The organism is Bradyrhizobium sp. Kon10 (assembly GCF_055807395.1).
Map to the genome: position 1 here is coordinate 21,759 of NZ_JBVVOZ010000024.1, position 19,322 is coordinate 41,080.

Sequence of the window (19,322 nt, forward strand, 5' to 3'; positions counted from 1 at the left end):
GTTTCCGCGCACTATCGAAGTTAGATGCGAGACGAGACAGAAACTGGAACAACAATCTCAACTGCTCGCGCGTCAGCATCCCAAGCAGAACTTCCCAAGCGTCGTTCTCCAGCCACGGCTTGAAGTGTTTGAGCGCGACAGGCCCCGGACAGCGGCCGGTCGATGTCACGGCTTGGATACCGTTGACGCGTCTGGCATCTCGCGGACACAGACCAACTGGATTGCCGTCGCACGGATGGCCCGGATCAGCCGCCCGAGCGTCTCTGCAGAGTGCCTTGCTGGTGCGTGTCGGCAAAGTGAAAAGCAGGTTTCTCATAAAGCTGGCCGCATGGCACGATTCGGCAGAAGGCATCATGAATTTGCAGGATGTCCTCGTCTGATGATGCGAATTTGGTTATTGGCGTATTCCGCAATCGGAGCATCAAATGAAGCTGCCCCCTCTTTTAGACGTTCATCCGGCTCGCGATACAGACTATTCAATCTGGCCGCTCGCTTACTGTCAGTCGCATATGCCGTACGATTTCTTTGGGGGCGCGGGTCTCTACAGTAACAAAGGTATCGTCACGGTTCCGATGATCTACACGCTGCTCGTTGGTGGTGAAGTCGGCGGCAAACAGCATGTTGCTCTCGTCGATTGCGGCTTCCAGAAGGGCGAGTGGCTGAAGCGCTATTCCTTCTCGGGCTGGGAGGATCCCAAAGACGTTCTGGATAAGGTGGGCTTCTCACCTGAGGACGTGGAAGCAATTCTAGTCACTCACATGCATTTCGATCATATAGGCAATTTTCGCGCGTTCCCAAATGCGAAGCTCTATATTCAGCTCGACGAATATCTTGGGTGGTCAGAAGCAGTATGCAGTGCCCACCAGAACATGCATTCCGACGAAGAGAGAGCCTGGATACTTTCGTCGTTTGACCCGGAAGACTTGGTGCATGCCGCGGAGGGATTGGCAAAGGGGCGGCTCTGCTTTGTACGCGGAGAAGAGGAAATTCTACCGGGCATCACCGCTCATCTCGCTAAGGATTCGCACACGTTCGGCACTCAATTCTTCATGGTTCGGACGCACAATGGGCCATTCGCGGTCGCTGGAGACACCGTTTACTGGTACTCGAACGTCGAGAAGATGTGGCCGCCTGGGTACAATCAGGGAAACGCATTCAACCAAATCAAAACATTCCTGCAGATGCGCGACGTTTTGAAAAACGAGACGAAGCGCATTATTCCCGGCCACGATCCGGTTCTCTGGGAGCGCCATCTAACTTGGGTCACGGCTAGTGGGAACCAGGTCGCTGAGGTCAATCTGCGCGACGGAGATAAGTCCCGAAAGCCCTATGGCCTAAAGGCGTTCTCGCCGGAATCGTCCTAAATGACGAAGCGGGCCACTGACGTTTGGTGATGATTCGAGGCGTCGCGAAGCAGAAGCAGTTGCTGGATGATTTTGGGAGGAATTTCCAAATGATCCTAGCGGCGCTTACGTGAATGGCGGCTGGCCGGAGGATCGGCGTTGGATCCGGCCCTCAGCGGTGAGGGGCTACGCGCCCGGACGCCAGGGCGGTCAACAACCGATATGCAAACACAGAGGAGGACGACAATGCTGGACGCAAACAATCGAATTCCCCAATCGAATTATGATCCCTATCACGACGGCGCGTTGCCAAATCCATTCCCGGGCTATGACATGCTGCGCGACATGGGCCCGGCCGTCTGGCTGACGAAATACGAGATGTACGCCTTGACGCGTTATTCATCGGTCAAACAAGCGCTCAACGATGACACAAACTTCGTGTCTGGACGCGGCGTAATGATGAACGAGCAGTTGAACAATCTTTTAGTCGGCAACACGCTTTGCAGCGATGGCGAAATGCACACCCGCCTTCGCAAAGTCACTGCTGCTCCCATGACCCCGGCTGCCCTCAAAAGTCTGCAGGACGAGATCCGCATGGAGAGCGAAGGGTTGGTCGACCGGCTGCTGGGCGATCGGGGCGGGCGGTTCGACGCGGTCAAGGATCTCGCTCAGTATTTGCCGCTGAAAATCGTCTCGAACGCGGTTGGCCTTGCCGAAGAGGGGCGCGAACGAATGCTGGAATGGTCGGAGGCCGCCTTCAATTGCTTCGGTCCGGAGAACGAACGCATGTTGCGGTCGCTTCCGGTGCTGGGTGAGATGGTGGAGTACGCGAACAACCAGGCGGTGCGTGGCAAGCTTCGCAAGGGGAGTTGGGCTGATGCCATTCTCGATGCGGCTGATAGTGGTGCCGTTCCGAAAGAGGCAGTCTCCGTTCTCATGGGCGATTATCTCGTGCCCAGTCTTGACACCACCATCTCTGGCATTGTCTCGGCTGTCTGGCACTTCGCCCGTTCGCCGGATCAATGGGACAAGCTGCGCAACGATAATGCGTTGCTGCGCAACGCAGTAAACGAAGTGTTGCGGCTCGAAGCTCCGCTGCAGGGCTTTGGCCGGTATGTTGCCAATGATGTTCAGATGGATGGGGTCACCATTCCCAAAGATAGCCGCGTGATCTGTTTCTATGGTGCGGCAAATCGGGATCCGCGCCAATTCGAGAACCCGGACCGCTTCGACATTGCCCGGAACAATGCAAACATGCATCTCTCCTTTGGGTTCGGTACACATCAATGCTTGGGCATGAACCTTGCGCGTCTGGAAATTGTTTCGCTCTTCACGGCCTTGCTGAGCCGGGTACGGCGCTTCCACGTCCGCAATGAAAAGCGGCTGGTGCACAACCTCGTGCGCAATTACGAAGTGCTCGAAGTCGAGGTCGAGTTCGACTGACAGAACGAGTCAAAACCAGCAGGCCGACGCGATCGGTTTTAGATCGAGGATATCGTCATGGCGAAACTCACCTTTGTCGACGCATTGGGAAAGGCAACGAGCGTTGATGCAACAGCGGGCGAGACATTGATGCGTATTGCATTGGATAACGGCGTCACTGGAATAGAGGCCGAATGCAGCGGCTCGATGAATTGCGGGACTTGCCACGTTTATGTCGCACCGCAATTTCTTGACTGGTGTCCGCCGCGCAGCGAGACCGAAGAGGAGTTGCTGGCCATCGCTGCCTCGGAGTTGCGCAACAATTCTCGCCTATCCTGCCAAATCGTCATGCGGCCGGAGATGGATGGGATGGTCGTGCACCTACCTGAAAGTCAGTTTTGATGAGCGAGCACGTGTTAGTGGTCGGTACCGGCCAAGCAGGCTTCCAGCTTGCCGCAAGCCTGCGACAAAAGGGTTTTGCAGGTGAAATTACGCTGGTAGGCGATGAAGCCTCCCCTCCCTATCAGCGTCCGCCTCTTTCCAAGGCCTATCTAAAAGAGGGCCGCGAAGAGAGGCTGCACCTTCGCAATCTGCCTTTCTATTCTGAGAATCGCATCTCTCTCTTGTGTGGACGACGCGTCACGGCACTTGATCGTCGAGCAAAACGGATAACACTGGATGACGGGCAGTATCTCGATTGGGATCGCCTGGTTTTGGCCACCGGTACTCGGATTGCCTCACCGCCAATCGCAGGGGTGAATCTGCCGGGCGTTCATGGCTTGCGCTCGATTGACGATGCGCGGCGCCTGCGTGATGAAATGGCCACAATGCGGCGGGCAGTTGTGATTGGAGGAGGCTTCATCGGGTTGGAATTTGCCGCCGTCGCGCGGGAGGCAGGTATCGAAGTCAGTATTATCGAGAGCGCCGGACGATTGATGGCACGGGCGATCTCTCCCCAGATGTCGACAATCGTGCAAGCGATTCATAGCGAGCAGGGGGTTTCGATATTCCTGAACAGCTTCGCTGCATCTGTGGAGGCGCAGGCTGATGGCCGGCTGCGCGGGGTGTCACTGAGCGACGGACGTTTCCTGCCGGCCGACGGCGTAATCTTGGCGACCGGGGTTGTCCCGAACACCGAGCTTGCGGAAGCGGCTGAATTGAGGGTTCACAACGGTATCGTAACAGACTGCTATCTGACGACCGAGGACCCAAAGATTCACGCTGTGGGAGATTGTGCGGCCTTTCCTGATCCGTTCGGTCTTTCGCTTATTCGTCTAGAATCAGTACAGGCAGCGGTCGATCACGGACGGTGTGTTGCGGATGTAATCATGGGTCGCCCTTCGCCTTACGCGGCGCTACCGTGGTTCTGGAGCGATCAGGGCAGGTACAAACTACAAATCGCGGGCTTGGCCGCACCCGACGACGCGGCACGTTTGACACAGACGGAGAACGGCGGGCAGGTCGTAGTTCGGTCTCGGAATGGGCTAGTCACGGCAGTCGAGACTCTGAACGCTCCCGGCGTGCATATGTCTGCACGCAAACTTCTTGCAGCCGGCCCTTCGCGAGATATCGCCCTCAGCGTCTGAGCGGCTGCTCACTCTCGCCGAAATTGGATGCGGCGAGCAGCATGGCTGCGCAAGCGGCGTGTCGCTGACCGAGCACGACCGCTCGAAGGTCTATGCAACCAAATCGTGGGAGGCCTTCCGATAGCTGCCAGGAGTAACGCCTGCAACCCGCCGGAAAACATGAGTCAGGTGCTCTTGGTGTGCAAATCCGCAGTCAAGCGCAATTTCTGCTATTGAACCAGTTGTGTGTCGCAGAAGACGCTTAGCGCGCTCAACCCGTTGGAGCACGATGAACTGATGAGGAGATTTGCCCGTAGCATTCTTGAACTGGCGAGAAAAATGCGAGGCGCTATGACCGATCAGATCACTTAAGTCTTGCAAGCGTATATTGCTGTCCAGATTCTCGTCGATGTGGTTCCGAATTTTCTCCAACTGCGAGTTGGTCAACCCTCTATCGCACTCTGATTCCTGGACTGCTCCAGCATTTATCCAGACGAGGCGAGTTGCGATCGCCATTGCTAGCTGATCTGCATAGGAAACTGATCGATCAGAACGCTTAGCCGCTACTCGCCAAGCTTCCATTATCAGCTGCTCCAGCAACTCATCTTTCATAGTGAACAATGGCCGGTAGCTTAGTTCGCCAGAGACATACCCTAGATTTTCGGCGGCCTTTCGCATTACGGCTGAGCTCAGATACAAGTGGACCGTTTCCAACTGATCCCGCAATGTAATGCTAAACTGCCGCCCGGCGGGCCAGAAGCCTATGCCGCCGGGAGACACGACTTTGCTCCTGGGATTGTCATCAATCTTTCCGTCTATGCGCACCGGACCAGTAAGATGCAAGACGATGAGATGATGATCTAGAGGGTGAAGGTCGGCGTGAAATGGCGCTTCACTCTGATGTGAAACAAACAGGGATGACCAGCCGCAGTTTTCGCTGGAAAACCGCACTTGGCAAGTCGGCAAGGTCAACAGACCATGCGTATCGGCGAGCGTAAAAGTCCTAAAGACGCGCATCTCCAGCCGATCTCGATATAGCCCCATAAAGGTAAGCCGGGTCACTGCGCGCCGTCAATTGGGTTAAACTACGAGGCGCACCGTGACGCTTCAGCATGTTAGAAAAAATCGAATCGTGTGTTCTCCAGGTCAGGTCAGGTCAGGTCAGTTGCCCGATCCTGCTTAGCTCCGCCCGCGGAAATGACGTCCATAAGCTCCGCTGAAACGCAAGCAGCCGCACTTGGCCCAGGAGAATGGAGACACTAGGTCTTCGCGTGAAGCGCGATGATCAACGAGCATAGGGCCCAAAAAACGTGGTACTCGCAACCGCCGAGATTCCAGCTCCATTTGCCGCTGGAAACCTTCAGGACGGCAGCTGCAGCGGTCAGCATGAAAATTGCGGATATCCACCCGGCAAACATCATGAATATTCCAAACGTCATGCAAACGGTAACTGTTACCTCAACAACAAGCGAAAAGTAGACAAACAAAGCGACCGGACGGAACCCGGCGGCTTTGAAAAAGCCGAACACACTGTCTCGTGCGGTGAATTTGGCGAGGCTATGAGGGATGTAGGCAAGTCCACAAATGAGACCGAGTTGGCGGATCGGATCGGCAAGATCTAGATTCATTCGACTCCCCTAGAAGTGGCGCGAAGTGCAGCATGGCGAGGCTCCTTCGCAAGGTCATTCGGTTCAAAGCACAAAGGCGCGCTAACGTACCGTTGGTGGCTTTAGTGCATGGATTCTAATGAAGTGAGCACGCCCTGACCGCTGAACGGGTTTGCCGAGTTGCACAGCGACCGAAACAGCTGGCGAGCACGGCCGGAGGCCAGCGCTCGCCCGCTGCACGTTCTCATCTCAATCTGCTTTTGCAGCCAGAGCTTCCATCTCGACCACCCACTTGGGGTTGGCCAAGCCGGACACAACGACCCAAGTGGACGTCGGCAGATAGCCAGCAGGCAGATATTTCTTCCGGTGAATGGCCAGGAATTTGAGACCAGCGGGGTCTGTAGAGTAGACGTTCAAGTGCACAATGTTCTCAGGTCCCATCCCCGCGGCACTTAGAATGGCCAGGGTGTTCTGCCAAACTTGGTCGTGCTGTTCTTCAAAGCTTTCGGCCAGGCTGCCGTCCGGGCGAATGCCAGCCTGTCCCGCAATCGAGAGCCATCGCGCGTTGGCGGGAATTTCAATGCTATGACTATACGCGCCCACAGGAGGAGCTATTGTGCCGGGATTCGTGCTCTTGAACATGGACTTCTCCGCTTTTGATTGTCTCGGTGTTTCAGCCAGCGGCCCCCTGCTGATCAGGGCGCCTTATGGACTGTCACTACGTAGCTGTACGGACGATCGCCATCCTGCGCTTTTCTGCTCAGGCCTGTAGGAATTGACCACGCCCCCCCGATCTCGCCAGTTCTGCTTAGACGAAGCGCCAATCGAACAAATCGCCTTTGCGGCTGACATGACCAGCTGAGCTTCCAGAAAAATGAGCGGTGAACACCGTTGCGCGCTCCTCAGCAGCGTGCTCCAAGAGCCAACGTCGTGACGCTCGCGACTGGACCGGCTCTTCGCAAAAGACGCTGTTCCACTCTGGTCGAAACACCTGCAGTGGCTGATGCATGATATCGCCGCCGAAAAGTCCGCGTCGGCCCTTGTCGCCGAATTCGATTGCAACGTGGCCAAGGCTGTGGCCGGGCGTTGCACGCAGGATAAGGCCATTGCCTAGTGGCCCGTCGCCGTCGATGATGTCTGCCTGACCGCTCGCCACGACCGGCAAAACGCTGTCCTCATAGACGCCGGCATGCGCGCCGCTTCGGCCCGCCGGGCCTGACCAGTGATCATGCTCGGCCTTGGAGAATACATATCTTGCATTGGGAAATGTTGGCACCCAGCGGCCGTCGCGCAGCATTGTGTTCCACCCGCAATGGTCGACGTGCAGGTGGGTACAGCAGACGCAATCGACTTGCTCAGGCGTAACGCCAGCCTCAGCCAGCCGTTCGAGGAACGGCAGATTCTGCTGATGAAACTGCGGCACGAGAGGCCGATTCTTATGATTGCCGCCGCAGCTATCAATCAAGATCACGTGCTTGGGAGTCTTCAAAACCCAGGTATGAACGCTGTTGATGAAGCGGCCTTGGGCCTCATCGAAGCAGGTGGGAATCATCAACTCGCGATGTTGCTCCAGTAGCGTGCGGTCCCACTGCGGATACAGCTCTTCGGGAGTGAAGCTTAGTCCGCATTGTTCCGTCACACGTACTACCGACGTTTCGCCGAAATGATGAATACTCATCGTCAGGTGTCCTAGGGATACTCGCTCAGCAGTTTGAGAGCGTGGGTACATGTTCGATCGTTGAGAGCGTTTATATTATAAAAAACACCTATTGCAAGCATGTCGTAATATTTATAACGTAGCAAGAACTCATGCCGTACGGCAGGCGAGAAGGTCCCTCCATCTCAATTGGTGAGTAAGAGCAGGATGAAAGGGCCGCGCAGGCCTCGTACCCGGGCGTCTCAAGCTGGAAAACGGCCTGTGATGCTATTCGAGCTCTTCTTCCTCCAACAGAAGTGTAGGTGCACCGCCTGCCTGCCTACGCCCGCTTTGACGATATCGGCGCGGACGGCGGCTTAATACATTGGGGATACAACATGCGTGATTTCATGACGCCTGGCCGCTCGGTGGCGGTAGGGGAAAGAGGTATGGCAGCAACTTCGCATCCGAGAGCGACGCTCGCTGCGCTCGACATGCTGAGATCCGGCGGTAACGCTGTCGATGCTGCCGTCGCGGCGGTCGCCCTGCAGGGCGTCGTCGAACCGCAGATGACCGGAATTGGCGGCGATTGCTTCGTGATCTATTCGCCCAAAGCAGGCGATCCAATTGCGCTGAATGGCTCAGGTCGCACACCTCAATCTACGGATATCGGCAAATATGCGAACGCCTCGCGGCGGGACATTCCGCAAACGTCGCCTGAAGCAGTGACCGTGCCAGGCGCGGTCGACGCTTGGTGCCGGCTCGTGGCCGATCACGGCAGCAGGTCGCTCGAGGAAATCTTTCGGCCAGCAATTGCTGCCGCCGAACAGGGCTTCTGTGTCACGCCGCGCGTTGCGGACGATTGGCACAAATTCCGCGCGCGGATCGAGATTGACGCAAATGCGGCTGCCCAGTTCCTCCCGAATGGTGTGGCGCCGATGGTCGGCGACATCCGCGCGCAACCGGCGCTGGGAAGCACCTTGCGAAATATTGCAAGACATGGGCGAGAAGCGTTCTACGCTGGTGAAGCTGCCGAAGAAATGGTTGGGATCCTCCGCGTGTTGGGCGGCGCCCACACAATAGATGATTTCGCCGCCCAGACGACGGACGATGTCCGTCCGATTTCGGCACTGTACCACGATCACGAGGTCGTTGAATGTCCTCCCAACGGGCAAGGGCTTGCCGCGCTTATGATCCTGCGGACATTAGCAGGTTTCGACGTCGGCACGTTGTCTCAGACTGACCGCATCCATCTGCTCGCGGAAGCGACGAAGGCAGCTTACCGCGCTCGCGACGCCTACTTCTGCGATCCGGCGACCAGCATGATCGATCCGGCCGTGTTCCTCGCTGACAGCTATATCGAACGTATTCGCGCCCGGATCGATATGGACCGCGCCTCCGAAAAGGAAACCTGGGACGATATTGAGCACCGCGATACCGTCTACGTGACCGTGGCCGATCGCGACCTCAATGTCGTATCACTGATTAATTCGCTGTTTACGCCGTTCGGTAGCGGCATCTACGCACCCAAGTCAGGCATCTTGTTGCATAATCGCGGTTGGGGCTTCCGCCCTACGCCCGGGCATCCGAATTCCCTCGGGCAGCGCAAGCGCCCGATGCACACAATTATCCCGGGCCTCCTGCGTCGGAACGGCAAAACTGTGATGTCGTTCGGCGTAATGGGCGGTAACTACCAGGCCGCCGGTCATGCCAATTTGCTTTCGAACATCTTTGATATGAAGATGGACATCCAGGCTGCGGCCGAAGCGCCGCGCTCATTTGCCTTCGACGGCGTATTGGAGGTCGAGACGACGATTTCATCAGCGATCCAGGATGAACTGCGCAAGCGCGGCCACGACGTACGCTACCCAGTGGAGCCGATCGGCGGCTGCCAGGCAATCCAGATCGATCATGCGCGCGGCATTCTGCTCGGCGCCTCCGACCACCGCAAGGATGGCCTGGCCTTGGGCTATTGAGGAGCGACCGTGGAGTGAGGTTGCGCGCAACATGGCAGCACGACCAATCGAGAGGCGCTGCTGGGCGGAGCTTGCCAGAATGTCAGCCGGCGCGAGGTTGAGCGTAACCGGTGTTCCACTCCGACATTGTCAGTTACCCGTTCACACGAACGATGACGTCGGGAAGGATTTTACAACATGAGCTCCACGCAAAAAGCAGAAGCACAGTCGATCCTGGTCGTTGGTGCCGGAGAACTCGGTATGCCGGTACTGCGCCACCTGGCGCTTAAAGCCAGGGATCGTCATGGAACAACGATCAGCGTTCTTCTGCGGGCCGCGACCGTTGAGTCGACTGACCCAGGCAAACAGCGTGATGTCTTCGAGATACGCGAACTGGGGATCGAGATCGTCACTGGCGACATCCTTGCCTCAACAATAACTGAGCTGGCAGCGATCTTCGCACGTTTTGATACGGTGATCGGCTGTGCTGGCTTCTCGGCTGGTCGAAACACGCCAATGAAACTCGCGAAAGCTGCGCTCGAAGCCAACCTCAAACGATATTTCCCGTGGCAGTTTGGCGTAGACTTCGACGTCATCGGTCGTGGCAGCCCTCAGGACCTGTTCGATGCCCAGATCGATGTGCGCGAACTTCTGCGTGCGCAAGACAAAACGGACTGGGTTGTGATCTCTACGGGAATGTTCACGAGCTTCTTGTTCGAATCGATCTTCGGGGTCGTCGATCTCCAAAAGAACGTGGTCAACGCGCTGGGGAGCCTAGATACGGAAGTTACGCTGACGACTCCCGACGATATCGGTGCCTTGACCGCTGAGGTGGTCTTCGCTCAGCCGATGATCCGCAACGAGATCATCTATCTTGCTGGCGACACGGTGACCTACGGTGAGGTTGCCGACAAGCTTCAGACCGTGCTTGGGCGTCCGTTTACGAAAGCGGAATGGACAGTTCGTCAGCTCAAGTCGGAACTTGCACAGGACCCTGATAACCACATCAAGAAGTATCGGGCGGTCTTTGCCGAGGGTAAGGGCGTGGCATGGCCAAAGCGCGACAGCTTCAATGTGCAAAATGGCATGAATGTTAAGAACGCCGAAGAATGGATCAGAGAAAACCTTCACTCTTAAGAGCGCAAGCGCTAAGACGACCAGAGCAGTCTGCGAAAGCGAAGCCTGCTCACCTTGCAAGTCTTAAGTCAGAGCGGGAGTTGCTTAGGGTCAAGCAGCGCCAAGGTGATCCAGTGCGCCGTGATGGCAGGCTTGATCATACCTTCAACCTCCACCAAGCTGTCCCAGGCTGTTTGGACCGACACCGCACGCTCTGTTAGTCCAATTAAGCGGAACCTGCCCCGAATCCGAGCTCCGGACTTGACCGCGCTGAGGAAGCGTACGCGCTCAAACCCATAGTTGACACCCATTTGTGTTCCCTCGACTCCGGGCATCGCATCGAAGGCGAGCCTCGATAGCAATGATAGCGTGAGGAAACCGTGCGCGATCGTGCCCCCAAATGGCGTATCTTTCTCGGCTCGTCGGCTATCGGTGTGGATAAACTGGTGATCGCGGGTGGCATAAGCGAACATGTCGATCATGGACTGATCGACTGCCAGCCAATCGGATACGAACTCTGGTCCGTTGAGAAGCTGCCTATATAGGGCCAACGGAACTAGCTTGCCGTGCATGGCCTCCAGTTCGGGGGCTTCCTCTAGATCTGTCACTTTCAACTCCGGATCGTGCTGCCGTCACTGCTTCGTATCACGGAAATCCAGCGGCGGCAGGTCGATCTGCGGGACCTCAATCTTGACCTTGTCGAGATCGACATTGACCGGCTTGTCGAGCAGCCCGGTCACCGTGATCGGGAAGGCGATCACGATCAGCACCATGATCATCTGCAGGCCGATCCAGGGCATCGCGCCCCAATAGATGTCCGAGCTCTTCACTTCCTTCGGCGCGACGCCGCGCAGGTAGAACAGCGCGAAGCCGAACGGCGGATGCAGGAACGAGGTCTGCATGTTGACGCAGAGCATCACGCCGAACCAGATCAGCGCCGGTCCGTCGCCGACGACGGGCCCCAGGATCTTCTGCGCGATCGGCGCGATCATCGGCAGGATGATGAACGCGATCTCGAAGAAGTCCAGGAAGAACGCCAGGAAGAAGATGAACAGGTTGATGAAGATCAGGAAGCCCCAGACGCCGCCGGGCAGCGAGGTCAGCATGTGCTCGAGCCAGACGCCGCCGGACACGCCGAGGAACACCACCGAGAAGCAGGTCGATCCGATCAGGATGAAGGTGACCATGCAGGTGATGCGCATGGTGGTCTCGTAGCCCTGCTTGATCAGGTCGCGCAGGTCGGGGATGCGTGCGGCCTGGATGCAGATCCAGGCCACCGCCAGGTACGTCACCGCGAAGGCGATCTTGAAGATCACGTTCTCGGTGAACAGCATCGCAACAATGGTGCCGATTCCGGCAGCGATCACGCCTGTTATCAGGATCTTGCGATCGGTCGAGGTGAAGTCCTTGTGATGGATAGCGGCGAGCACGATGGCGCCGACCGCGCCCATGGCGCCGGCTTCGGTCGGGGTCGCAAGGCCCATCATCATGGTGCCGAGCACGACGAAGATCAGCACGGCGGAGGGGATGATGCCCATCAGGCACTTCTTCCACAGCGCCCAGCCGGTAAGCGTGCGGGCTTCCTTCGGCACCGGCGGCACATGGTCGGGCTTGATCAGACCGAGGATGAAGGTGTAGCCGACGAACAGCATGATCTGGAACACCGACGGGCCCCAGGCGCCGAGATACATGTCGCCGACCGACTTGCCGAGCTGGTCGGCAAGCACGATCAGCACCAACGAGGGCGGCACCAGCTGCGTGATGGTGCCGGAGGCCGCCAGCACGCCGGTGATGTAGCGCATGTTGTAGCCGTAGCGGATCATCACCGGCATCGAGATCAGCGCCATGGCGATGACCTGCGCCGCCACCGTGCCGGTGATGGCGCCGAGGATGAAGCCGACGATGATGACGGAATAGCCGAGACCACCGCGGACCGGGCCGAACAGCTGGCCCATCGAATCCAGCATGTCCTCGGCGAGCCCGCATCTCTCTAATATGGCGCCCATGAAGGTGAAGAACGGGATCGCGAGCAGCAGCTCGTTGGAGAGCACGCTGCCGAACACGCGGCCCGGGATCGCCTGCAGGAAGTTGAGGTCGAAGAAACCGAGATGGATGGCGAGGAAGCCGAAGGAGAGACCGACCGCGGCAAGCGTGAACGCCACGGGGAAACCGAGCAGCATCACCAGAACCAGGCCGCCGAACATCAGCGGCGGCATCATTTCCAGCGTGATCATTGAGTCGGCCTCTCGTACTTGGCGTCGATCGTCACATAGCCCTGGAGAGCCGCGATACGCTTGATGACTTCGGAAACTCCCTGCAATGCCAGCATCACGAAGCCGGCGGGGATCACGAACTTGATGGGCCAGCGGACCAGGCCGCCGGCATTGCCCGACATCTCGCCGACGTCATAGGCCTGCATGAAGAACGGCCACGACAGATAGGAGAGCAGGAGGCAGGAGGGGATCAGGAAGAACAGCGTGCCGATCAGGTCGAGCCAGAGCTGGCCGCGCTCGGTCAACATCAGATAGAGGATCTCGACCCGCACATGCTCGTTGCGCTTGAAGGTATACGACGCGCCGAACATCACCAGGATCGCGAACATGTACCATTGCATCTCCAGCCACCCGTTCGACGAGTAGCTGAACGCGTAGCGGATCATGGCGTTGGCCGCGCTGACCAAGCAGGCGAGAAGCACCAGTAGATTGCAGACGTATCCGATGTTCTCGTTGAGAAGGTCGATCGCTCTACTCAGAGGCAGCAAGCCGCGCATCCGATTCTCCAGGGCGACGCCGAAGCGCGACTATTATCCAGGGGGGCACTGTGTTGCAGCCGCGGGTCATAGGCTCGTGGCTGCAAGACTCCGAGCAAGCGCATCGCATTCATGCTGTGCTGCGGCTATTGATCGATTGTCAATTTTGAAAGTGACGCGCCATGAAGTTGTCGTAGCCGATCTCAGCCACCTGGAACCACGCGTAACTGTTGTTGGAAAAGGTCGTCACGGAGTCGTAAAGCGTTTTGAAATTGGGGTTCGTGGCTGCAATCTCGCTGTGCAGTTCCTTCGTTGCTTTAAAGGCAGCTTCCATGATTGGCTGTGAAAAAGCGTGCAATTTTGCGCCGTTCGCAATCAACTTCCGAAGTGCTAATGAATTTGCTTGGTCATAGCGCGCCATCATCCACGTGTTGGCCAGATGACCCGCTTGCTCCAGCACGTTCTGATAGTGCTTCGGTAACGCATTCCACTTGTCGAGATTGATCATCACGAGCGCCATGGTGCCGCCCTCCCACCATCCCGGATAATAGTAATGAGGAGCCACCTTGTAGAAGCCAAGCTTTTCGTCGTCATATGGCCCCACCCATTCGGCGGCATCGATCGTGCCCTTCTCCAGGGCAGGATAGATATCGCCGGCGGCGAGTTGCTGCGGGACGACCCCGAGCCTCTGAAGGATCTTTCCTGCAAAGCCCGCAATGCGCATTTTCAGTCCGCGAAGGTCTTCCACGGTATTGATCTCTTTTCGAAACCAACCACCCATTTGGCAGCCGGTGTTGCCGGCGAGAAGGGAGGTAACGTTATAGCTTTTGAAGAATTCGTTCAGGAGCTCCTTCCCGCCACCAACAACGTACCAGGATTGGTTGATGCGTGCGTTGGGGCCGAACGGTATCGAGGAGCCAAAGGTGAATGTCGGATCTTTGCCATGATAGAAATACGGTGCGGTGTGACCCATCTCGACCGTTCCATTCTGCACCGCATCGAGCACCTGCAGACCTGGAACGATCTCGCCGGCTGCAAAAGTCTGGATCTGAAATTGACCGTCGGTTGCTTCCCCAACGGCCTTCGCGAAGAGCTCGCAGGCCCCGTGAACCGTGTCGAGCGATTTCGGCCAGCTCGTCGCGAGCCGCCATTTGATATCGGGCATCGAGGTGGCGATTGCTGGAGCTGTCAGCGTCGTTGCGCCCGCAACCCCCAAGCCGGTCGCCTTAATGAAATCCCGTCGCTTCATGCCTTTTGCTCCCCCACATTTTCCCTCAACTATGCCAAGTCCTTGCTGATGCGCTGCTTCCAGCGCGACACTGCACCACGACGCCGTAGGAGACAGTAAAGGTCAGGCGGGTCGTCGAGCACTGCTAGCAAGTTGAACCATGCAAACGTTATAAATGATACGCAATAGAATCAATATGTAATTTACGTAATACGGTGGTTGCTTGGCCGCGTCGCCTGTATGTGCTGGCTATCGCCAGCAGGACTGGAATCGCTAAGTCGGGCAGTGCGTAACGATAAGGCTCGACCTGCCAGTTATGGCGGCATAAGGGCGCTTTTTTCGCCATAAGGGTCGTGATACCAGTACATCGATCTCAATTCTGGATGCAGGCTGTTTAGTGACTATCCCCGTTCCCTCCCATGGCACCGTCGCAGAGAGAATCCGCGTCGTTCGCAACCATCTCGCGCCGTCCGAACTCGCTGTGGCCAGCGCGATTATTGAAGGGTATCCAACAAGCGGGTTGGTGCCGATAGCTCAGATTGCTGCTGAGGCTCAAGTGAGCGGCCCGACGGTTCTTCGTCTGGTCAACAAGCTTGGCTTCGACGGGTACGCCGAGTTTCACGCTGCGCTCCGGGCTGAAATCCAAGAGCGAATTTTCTCTCCGGTTGATGCCTATCCCACCTCCAAGCGCGGGGGCAACGGCTCGACCGCCGCAGCAAAGGCCCTTGCTGCCTACCAAGAATGTATTCGGTCAACGTTTACTCACCTCGATGCTGCCGAGTTAAAGTCGGCTGTATCTGCTTTGTCGGATCCCAAGCGACCGATTTACTTGATGGGAGGTCGGGTAAGTTCTGTTTTGGCTTCGCACGTTGCAACTTACCTGTCCCAGTTGCGCCGAAACGTCACTCAGATTGCTTCCGACGGTTTCGGTCGAAGTGCCAGCATGCTTGATTTAGATCCGAAAAGCGTGGTCGTTCTTTTCGACTACCGGCACTATCAAGAGAGCACCGTAAGTTGGGGCGTCGAGGCAACGAAGCGCAAGGCTCACCTCATTCTTTTCACCGATCAGTATCTGTCGCCTCTTGCTCAGCATGCGACGTCTCTGCTGACTTGCAGCACTAAGGGTCTCGACCCCTTCGACTCACTTGTGGGTGCCTTCGCTCTGACCGAGCTGGTTATCGCGGAGGTTGCACGTTCGATGGGCGCTCCAGCGAGAAAACGCCTGGCTGATCTTCTTGCGCTACAGCAACGGGATGAACAACATGCGTCTCGCGGCATGACTCCTCTTCAGAAGGGCCAACAGGAACGATGAGCTACGCCCCCTGGATCGTCCGAACCGCGCGGGCAACCATCAATGCATTTCCGAAGCCCGACTTGCAGACGCGTGGATGACCGATAGTGCACCACGTCTTATAGTAGATATTCCATGTCGGGCGGGCAGCATTGATCCGGATTTAAGACGTCACGACAGGTTTTCCGGCCAGTCGAACGTCGTGCGCCTCGCCGGGGCTCAACGCCTGCCGCGCGGGCAGATCATTGCCATCGACCCGCCAACACTGGGCTAGCCAGTCGCCGCCCTGGTGCGCGCGCACCACCAGTGGTTTTTCCCAAAATGGCGGCGCTGGTCTGGCACATCCACTTGATCCCAGTGTCATTGGCAAAGCGTCCGTGGCTGTGCACCTTGACTTCCATTGGCGGCAGCTCAAACGGCAGATCAAGCAACCGAAAATCTCTGGCACGATGCAATTCCAGGGCGAGCATCTCTGGGAAAATCGCAGCTAGATCTGAATGGCGTACGATCTCCGGCGCGGTGGTGAAATGACCGCGGATGGCAACTTGCGGCCGAGCTACTTCGTCCGCGAGCCATTGCTCGGCCAACTGGTAAACCGTAGACGTGGTTCGCGCGAAGAAGAAGCGAAGTTTCGAAAAATCCGCGCGGGTCAGTCGGGACTTCGCGATCGGATGTTTGGCCCGCACCAGGCAAATATACCGATCCCTGAGAATGTCGATGCTCATGAGATCCTTGTCGGACACGGTGACAGCGCCAATCGCCAAGTCGATCTCACCCGAGCGCATCGAGTTCACTACGCTGTCGTGAACCAGTGGGACGATCTGGATGCGAATAAAGGGCGAGATGCGCGACAGCTCGGTGATCAGCCGAGGCAAGAGGTAGACCTCGGCTATATCGGACATCGCCACCCTGAAGGTTCGTTCGGTCACGCGTGGATCGAACACGATACCGCTTTGCAGGGTTCGATTGAGTAGCTCGAAGGCCTGATCCAGAGGCTCGTGCAGACGGACGGCAGCATCCGTCGGAAGCATGCGGTTCGCCACTCTCACGAACAGCGGATCGCCAAACCGGTCCCTTAATCGCCGCAGTGCGTGACTGATTGCCGGCTGGGTGAGGCCGAGACGTTCTCCCGCCGCGGTGAGGCTACGAAGATCCCAGATGGCGAAGAAGACACGCAAAAGGTTGAGGTCGAGATGTTCATTAGCGTGGCTCATGTAGCAAATTCTAACTATGAATTTGACGTAGCTCAATCTGCGAATGATCGTCAGTCTCAGGAATTTTGATTGATCAACGTCCGAGCCGCATGGGCCGTAGGCTCATCGGACCACAGTTTCTGAGCGGGAGAGGCCCGTCTTCAAGGGAGGAGCATCCGAATGATGAAAATGATGCCAATGGAAACCAACGCGGCGGAATTCGACTACAAGGGCGCGGCTCGCGCCGTCTTGCCGAGACTTGCTGCGACCGCTGACAACAGCGAAAAAGTGCGTCGTCTCGACGATGATGCCGCTGCGGCTCTCCGGGAATCCGGTTTGACGCGCGTTCTCACGCCCAAGCGGTTTGGCGGATTTGAGCTCTCGCCCGGTGCGCATATCTGGGCTTGCGCTGAGCTAGGCCAGGTTTGCTCGTCGGCTAGCTGGGTTTTGATGGTTTGCGTAGCCCACGACTATATTGTCGGTCGGTTTCCCGAACAGTGTCAGAAAGAGGTCTACGAAGGCGACGCCGATAACTTGCTGGCGGGGTGCCTGCAGCCACAGGGCACAGTGGAGCGCGTCCCTGGAGGGTGGCGGCTCAAGGGGCGCTGGCAATTCGGCAGCGGCTGCGATCATTCGCCCTGGTTCATCCTGGGTGCGAAGGTGGTCGATCCGAAGACCGACGATTATCGGGTCCAGCACGTCGTTGTTCCGCGCGCCGAGGTGGAAATAGACGACACCTGGCACACGCTGGGCATGCGGGGCACCGGTTCGAAGGATCTTGTGGTGCGCGATGCCTTCGTCCCCGAACACCGCGCCATGCCGACCTTTCCGACGTTCCTCGGATTGAGTCCGCACGCACAAAGCCCAACGTTTCGCCTTCCGGTCTATGCCGGGTTGGCATCCATGATGACTGGATCGGTGCTCGGCATAGCCGAAAGAGGATTCAAGGCATTCGTCGAGAAGACCATGGTCCGCAAAAGCGCCTATGGGGTGGCGAAAGCCGAAAGCATCTCGATGCAGCGTCGTATTGCGGAGTCAGGAGCGGAACTGGCGCAAGCGAGACGTTTGTTGGAGAATATCTGCACGCGGTTCGACGCCGCGATGGTGGCGGACGACCCCCCGATGTCCGACCGCGACCGAATTCAGTTCCGTTGGGATGCCGCCTACGTCGCGGAGCTCAGCCGGCGGGCTATCGATCGCATCTATGCCTCTGCCGGAGCGCATGGACTCTATGAAGGCGATCCCGTTCTTCGGGCGTACCGTGACGTGGTCACGGCATGTCATCATGCGGTGGTGGATTTTGACCTCGTGTCTGAAATGCAGGGACGCGCAATCCTGCTTGGCAGTCTCGGCGAAAATCCTCGTGCCGCCCCATTCGCATGAAACGGCCAGAAGGCAAGCTCAGCGACAATGTGATGACAAGAGAAGCAGCAATTTCTGCGGACACCTTCAGACAGAGCATGCGACTTCTTGCCGGTGGGGTTTGCATCGCAGCCACCTCCCTCAATGGGGAACGGCTCGGACTCACCGTGACGGCAGTCTGCTCGCTAACTGCTGACCCACCCACCCTGGTCGTTTGCATCAATCGCGCCGCCGGAGCTCACGAGGCTATGCGGACAACCAAACGGGTAAGCGTAAATTTTCTCGCAGCCGGTCACGTGCGGCTTGCCGAGCTATTCTCGTCGGCGAGCACGAAGGGGGCTCACAGATTCGAGTCAGCACATTGGGGCAACCTGCCAAGCGGTGGCCCGGCCTTGATCGATGCGCTTGCCGTGCTCGACTGCGAGATCGTCAACGAGTTCTCGGTCGGCCAGCACTCAGTGTTCTTTTGTGAGGTGAAGTCGGCGATCCATGAGTCCGAGAACCGCCCGCTCGTGCATTTCAATCGAGAGTTCTGCGGATTGTTGCCTATTCAGGCGCACCGTTGAGGCTTGCGATGCCATGACACGGCGAAAATCGTGTGATGGAGAGACTTGCTCAGTCATATTGATATGCAGTTGGAAGTCAGGACGGGGGACCTCTGTGGTCGATCCCATCTATCTTGCGCCGAGTCCTCGCGTTATCGCGAGTGTCAATCGATCTGACCCAGAGACACGTTGATGACCGAGAGTGCATCACATTTGACATAATGAATATTTCATATTGATGTCGATCCGTAATTATTGTAAGTATCTTCAAAGCAGACTTTCGCAGTCAATTTATGCAAGTTCGAGCAGG

18 protein-coding genes and 1 pseudogene are annotated in these 19,322 nt (G+C 57.3%); 9 read left to right on the forward strand and 10 right to left on the reverse strand.

Annotated features, from left to right (window positions below):
* Nucleotides 1–425 precede the first annotated feature (425 nt).
* The 4 genes from AC0L2O_RS26750 to AC0L2O_RS26765 all read left to right on the forward strand — a co-directional run bounded on the left by AC0L2O_RS26750 (nt 426) and on the right by AC0L2O_RS26765 (nt 4,351).
* Entirely contained in the window at nt 426–1,364 is a 939-nt protein-coding gene (locus tag AC0L2O_RS26750) for an MBL fold metallo-hydrolase (RefSeq protein ID WP_473371819.1), read from the forward strand.
* Between the two features lie 225 nt (nt 1,365–1,589).
* Nucleotides 1,590–2,786: a cytochrome P450 gene (locus AC0L2O_RS26755; protein ID WP_473371820.1), complete on the forward strand. Its 1,197-nt coding sequence runs from the start codon at nt 1,590–1,592 to the stop codon at nt 2,784–2,786.
* A gap of 57 nt (nt 2,787–2,843) precedes the next feature.
* Nucleotides 2,844–3,167, forward strand: coding sequence for a 2Fe-2S iron-sulfur cluster-binding protein (locus AC0L2O_RS26760; protein ID WP_473371821.1), 324 nt, complete (start codon nt 2,844–2,846; stop codon nt 3,165–3,167).
* Entirely contained in the window at nt 3,167–4,351 is a 1,185-nt protein-coding gene (locus AC0L2O_RS26765; protein ID WP_473371822.1) for an NAD(P)/FAD-dependent oxidoreductase, read from the forward strand. Before AC0L2O_RS26760 ends, AC0L2O_RS26765 begins: the two co-directional genes overlap by 1 nt.
* A 90-nt stretch (nt 4,352–4,441) precedes the next feature.
* Here the strand turns inward: AC0L2O_RS26765 and AC0L2O_RS26770 are convergent, their stop codons facing one another.
* The 4 genes from AC0L2O_RS26770 to AC0L2O_RS26785 form a co-directional block, all read right to left on the reverse strand.
* Nucleotides 4,442–5,392: a helix-turn-helix domain-containing protein gene (locus AC0L2O_RS26770; protein WP_473371823.1), complete on the reverse strand. Its 951-nt coding sequence runs from the start codon at nt 5,390–5,392 to the stop codon at nt 4,442–4,444.
* Between the two features lie 197 nt (nt 5,393–5,589).
* Nucleotides 5,590–5,958, reverse strand: a complete 369-nt coding sequence (locus tag AC0L2O_RS26775; RefSeq protein ID WP_473371824.1) for a DoxX family protein — start codon at nt 5,956–5,958, stop codon at nt 5,590–5,592.
* 228 nt (nt 5,959–6,186) lie between these two features.
* Nucleotides 6,187–6,579 (reverse strand): RidA family protein, encoded by a 393-nt coding sequence (locus AC0L2O_RS26780; protein WP_473371825.1) that lies wholly within the window; start codon nt 6,577–6,579, stop codon nt 6,187–6,189.
* A gap of 166 nt (nt 6,580–6,745) precedes the next feature.
* On the reverse strand, nt 6,746–7,615 hold the full coding sequence (locus tag AC0L2O_RS26785; RefSeq protein WP_473371826.1) for an MBL fold metallo-hydrolase: 870 nt from the start codon (nt 7,613–7,615) through the stop codon (nt 6,746–6,748).
* A gap of 356 nt (nt 7,616–7,971) precedes the next feature.
* Between AC0L2O_RS26785 and AC0L2O_RS26790 the strand changes: the two genes are divergently transcribed.
* Both AC0L2O_RS26790 and AC0L2O_RS26795 read left to right on the forward strand, forming a co-directional pair.
* The gene (locus tag AC0L2O_RS26790) at nt 7,972–9,549 is read left to right on the forward strand and encodes a gamma-glutamyltransferase family protein (RefSeq protein WP_473371827.1); all 1,578 of its coding nucleotides are present in this window, start codon (nt 7,972–7,974) and stop codon (nt 9,547–9,549) included.
* Between the two features lie 177 nt (nt 9,550–9,726).
* Nucleotides 9,727–10,665: an aromatic alcohol reductase gene (locus tag AC0L2O_RS26795; RefSeq protein WP_473371828.1), complete on the forward strand. Its 939-nt coding sequence runs from the start codon at nt 9,727–9,729 to the stop codon at nt 10,663–10,665.
* A 68-nt stretch (nt 10,666–10,733) separates the two neighbouring features.
* On the opposite strand, the gene AC0L2O_RS26800 is transcribed toward AC0L2O_RS26795, so the two are convergent.
* The 4 genes from AC0L2O_RS26800 to AC0L2O_RS26815 all read right to left on the reverse strand — a co-directional run bounded on the left by AC0L2O_RS26800 (nt 10,734) and on the right by AC0L2O_RS26815 (nt 14,642).
* Nucleotides 10,734–11,216: a MaoC family dehydratase gene (locus AC0L2O_RS26800; protein WP_473371880.1), complete on the reverse strand. Its 483-nt coding sequence runs from the start codon at nt 11,214–11,216 to the stop codon at nt 10,734–10,736.
* A 60-nt stretch (nt 11,217–11,276) separates the two neighbouring features.
* Entirely contained in the window at nt 11,277–12,878 is a 1,602-nt protein-coding gene (locus AC0L2O_RS26805) for a TRAP transporter large permease (protein ID WP_473371829.1), read from the reverse strand.
* Nucleotides 12,875–13,414, reverse strand: a complete 540-nt coding sequence (locus AC0L2O_RS26810; protein WP_473371830.1) for a TRAP transporter small permease subunit — start codon at nt 13,412–13,414, stop codon at nt 12,875–12,877. Before AC0L2O_RS26810 ends, AC0L2O_RS26805 begins: the two co-directional genes overlap by 4 nt.
* A gap of 139 nt (nt 13,415–13,553) precedes the next feature.
* Nucleotides 13,554–14,642 carry a TRAP transporter substrate-binding protein gene (locus AC0L2O_RS26815; protein WP_473371831.1) on the reverse strand — a complete coding sequence of 363 codons (1,089 nt, stop codon included), beginning with the start codon at nt 14,640–14,642 and terminating at the stop codon, nt 13,554–13,556.
* 376 nt (nt 14,643–15,018) lie between these two features.
* Here AC0L2O_RS26815 and AC0L2O_RS26820 point away from each other — a divergent pair, with 376 nt between their 5' ends.
* Nucleotides 15,019–15,933 (forward strand): MurR/RpiR family transcriptional regulator, encoded by a 915-nt coding sequence (locus tag AC0L2O_RS26820; protein WP_473371832.1) that lies wholly within the window; start codon nt 15,019–15,021, stop codon nt 15,931–15,933.
* Nucleotides 15,934–16,044: 111 nt separating this feature from the next.
* On the opposite strand, the pseudogene AC0L2O_RS26825 reads toward AC0L2O_RS26820, so the two are convergent.
* Together AC0L2O_RS26825 and AC0L2O_RS26830 are read right to left on the reverse strand one after the other, a co-directional pair.
* Nucleotides 16,045–16,168 (reverse strand): annotated as a pseudogene (locus AC0L2O_RS26825) (IS5/IS1182 family transposase); the annotation flags it as partial.
* A complete protein-coding gene (locus AC0L2O_RS26830) occupies nt 16,155–17,126 on the reverse strand; it encodes a LysR family transcriptional regulator (RefSeq protein ID WP_473371833.1) in 972 nt (323 codons plus the stop codon). The pseudogene AC0L2O_RS26825 and the gene AC0L2O_RS26830, both read right to left, overlap by 14 nt.
* A 159-nt stretch (nt 17,127–17,285) precedes the next feature.
* On the opposite strand from AC0L2O_RS26830, the gene AC0L2O_RS26835 reads away from it, so the two are divergent.
* The gene (locus AC0L2O_RS26835; RefSeq protein WP_473371834.1) at nt 17,286–18,488 is read left to right on the forward strand and encodes an acyl-CoA dehydrogenase family protein; all 1,203 of its coding nucleotides are present in this window, start codon (nt 17,286–17,288) and stop codon (nt 18,486–18,488) included.
* Nucleotides 18,485–19,033 (forward strand): flavin reductase family protein, encoded by a 549-nt coding sequence (locus AC0L2O_RS26840; protein ID WP_473371835.1) that lies wholly within the window; start codon nt 18,485–18,487, stop codon nt 19,031–19,033. Before AC0L2O_RS26835 ends, AC0L2O_RS26840 begins: the two co-directional genes overlap by 4 nt.
* The last annotated feature ends 289 nt before the right edge of the window (nt 19,034–19,322 follow it).

Excerpts from the sequence above, each read along its gene's own strand:
- AC0L2O_RS26750 (WP_473371819.1), top strand. The coding sequence starts at position 426 with ATGAAGCTGCCCCCTCTTTTAGACGTTCATCCGGCTCGCGATACAGAC.
- AC0L2O_RS26755 (WP_473371820.1), top strand. The coding sequence starts at position 1,590 with ATGCTGGACGCAAACAATCGAATTCCCCAATCGAATTATGATCCCTAT.
- AC0L2O_RS26760 (WP_473371821.1), top strand. The coding sequence starts at position 2,844 with ATGGCGAAACTCACCTTTGTCGACGCATTGGGAAAGGCAACGAGCGTT.
- AC0L2O_RS26765 (WP_473371822.1), top strand. The coding sequence starts at position 3,167 with ATGAGCGAGCACGTGTTAGTGGTCGGTACCGGCCAAGCAGGCTTCCAG.
- AC0L2O_RS26775 (WP_473371824.1), bottom strand. The coding sequence starts at position 5,958 with ATGAATCTAGATCTTGCCGATCCGATCCGCCAACTCGGTCTCATTTGT.
- AC0L2O_RS26780 (WP_473371825.1), bottom strand. The coding sequence starts at position 6,579 with ATGTTCAAGAGCACGAATCCCGGCACAATAGCTCCTCCTGTGGGCGCG.
- AC0L2O_RS26785 (WP_473371826.1), bottom strand. The coding sequence starts at position 7,615 with ATGAGTATTCATCATTTCGGCGAAACGTCGGTAGTACGTGTGACGGAA.
- AC0L2O_RS26790 (WP_473371827.1), top strand. The coding sequence starts at position 7,972 with ATGCGTGATTTCATGACGCCTGGCCGCTCGGTGGCGGTAGGGGAAAGA.
- AC0L2O_RS26795 (WP_473371828.1), top strand. The coding sequence starts at position 9,727 with ATGAGCTCCACGCAAAAAGCAGAAGCACAGTCGATCCTGGTCGTTGGT.
- AC0L2O_RS26800 (WP_473371880.1), bottom strand. The coding sequence starts at position 11,216 with ATGCACGGCAAGCTAGTTCCGTTGGCCCTATATAGGCAGCTTCTCAAC.
- AC0L2O_RS26805 (WP_473371829.1), bottom strand. The coding sequence starts at position 12,878 with ATGATCACGCTGGAAATGATGCCGCCGCTGATGTTCGGCGGCCTGGTT.
- AC0L2O_RS26810 (WP_473371830.1), bottom strand. The coding sequence starts at position 13,414 with ATGCGCGGCTTGCTGCCTCTGAGTAGAGCGATCGACCTTCTCAACGAG.
- AC0L2O_RS26815 (WP_473371831.1), bottom strand. The coding sequence starts at position 14,642 with ATGAAGCGACGGGATTTCATTAAGGCGACCGGCTTGGGGGTTGCGGGC.
- AC0L2O_RS26830 (WP_473371833.1), bottom strand. The coding sequence starts at position 17,126 with ATGAGCCACGCTAATGAACATCTCGACCTCAACCTTTTGCGTGTCTTC.
- AC0L2O_RS26835 (WP_473371834.1), top strand. The coding sequence starts at position 17,286 with ATGATGAAAATGATGCCAATGGAAACCAACGCGGCGGAATTCGACTAC.
- AC0L2O_RS26840 (WP_473371835.1), top strand. The coding sequence starts at position 18,485 with ATGAAACGGCCAGAAGGCAAGCTCAGCGACAATGTGATGACAAGAGAA.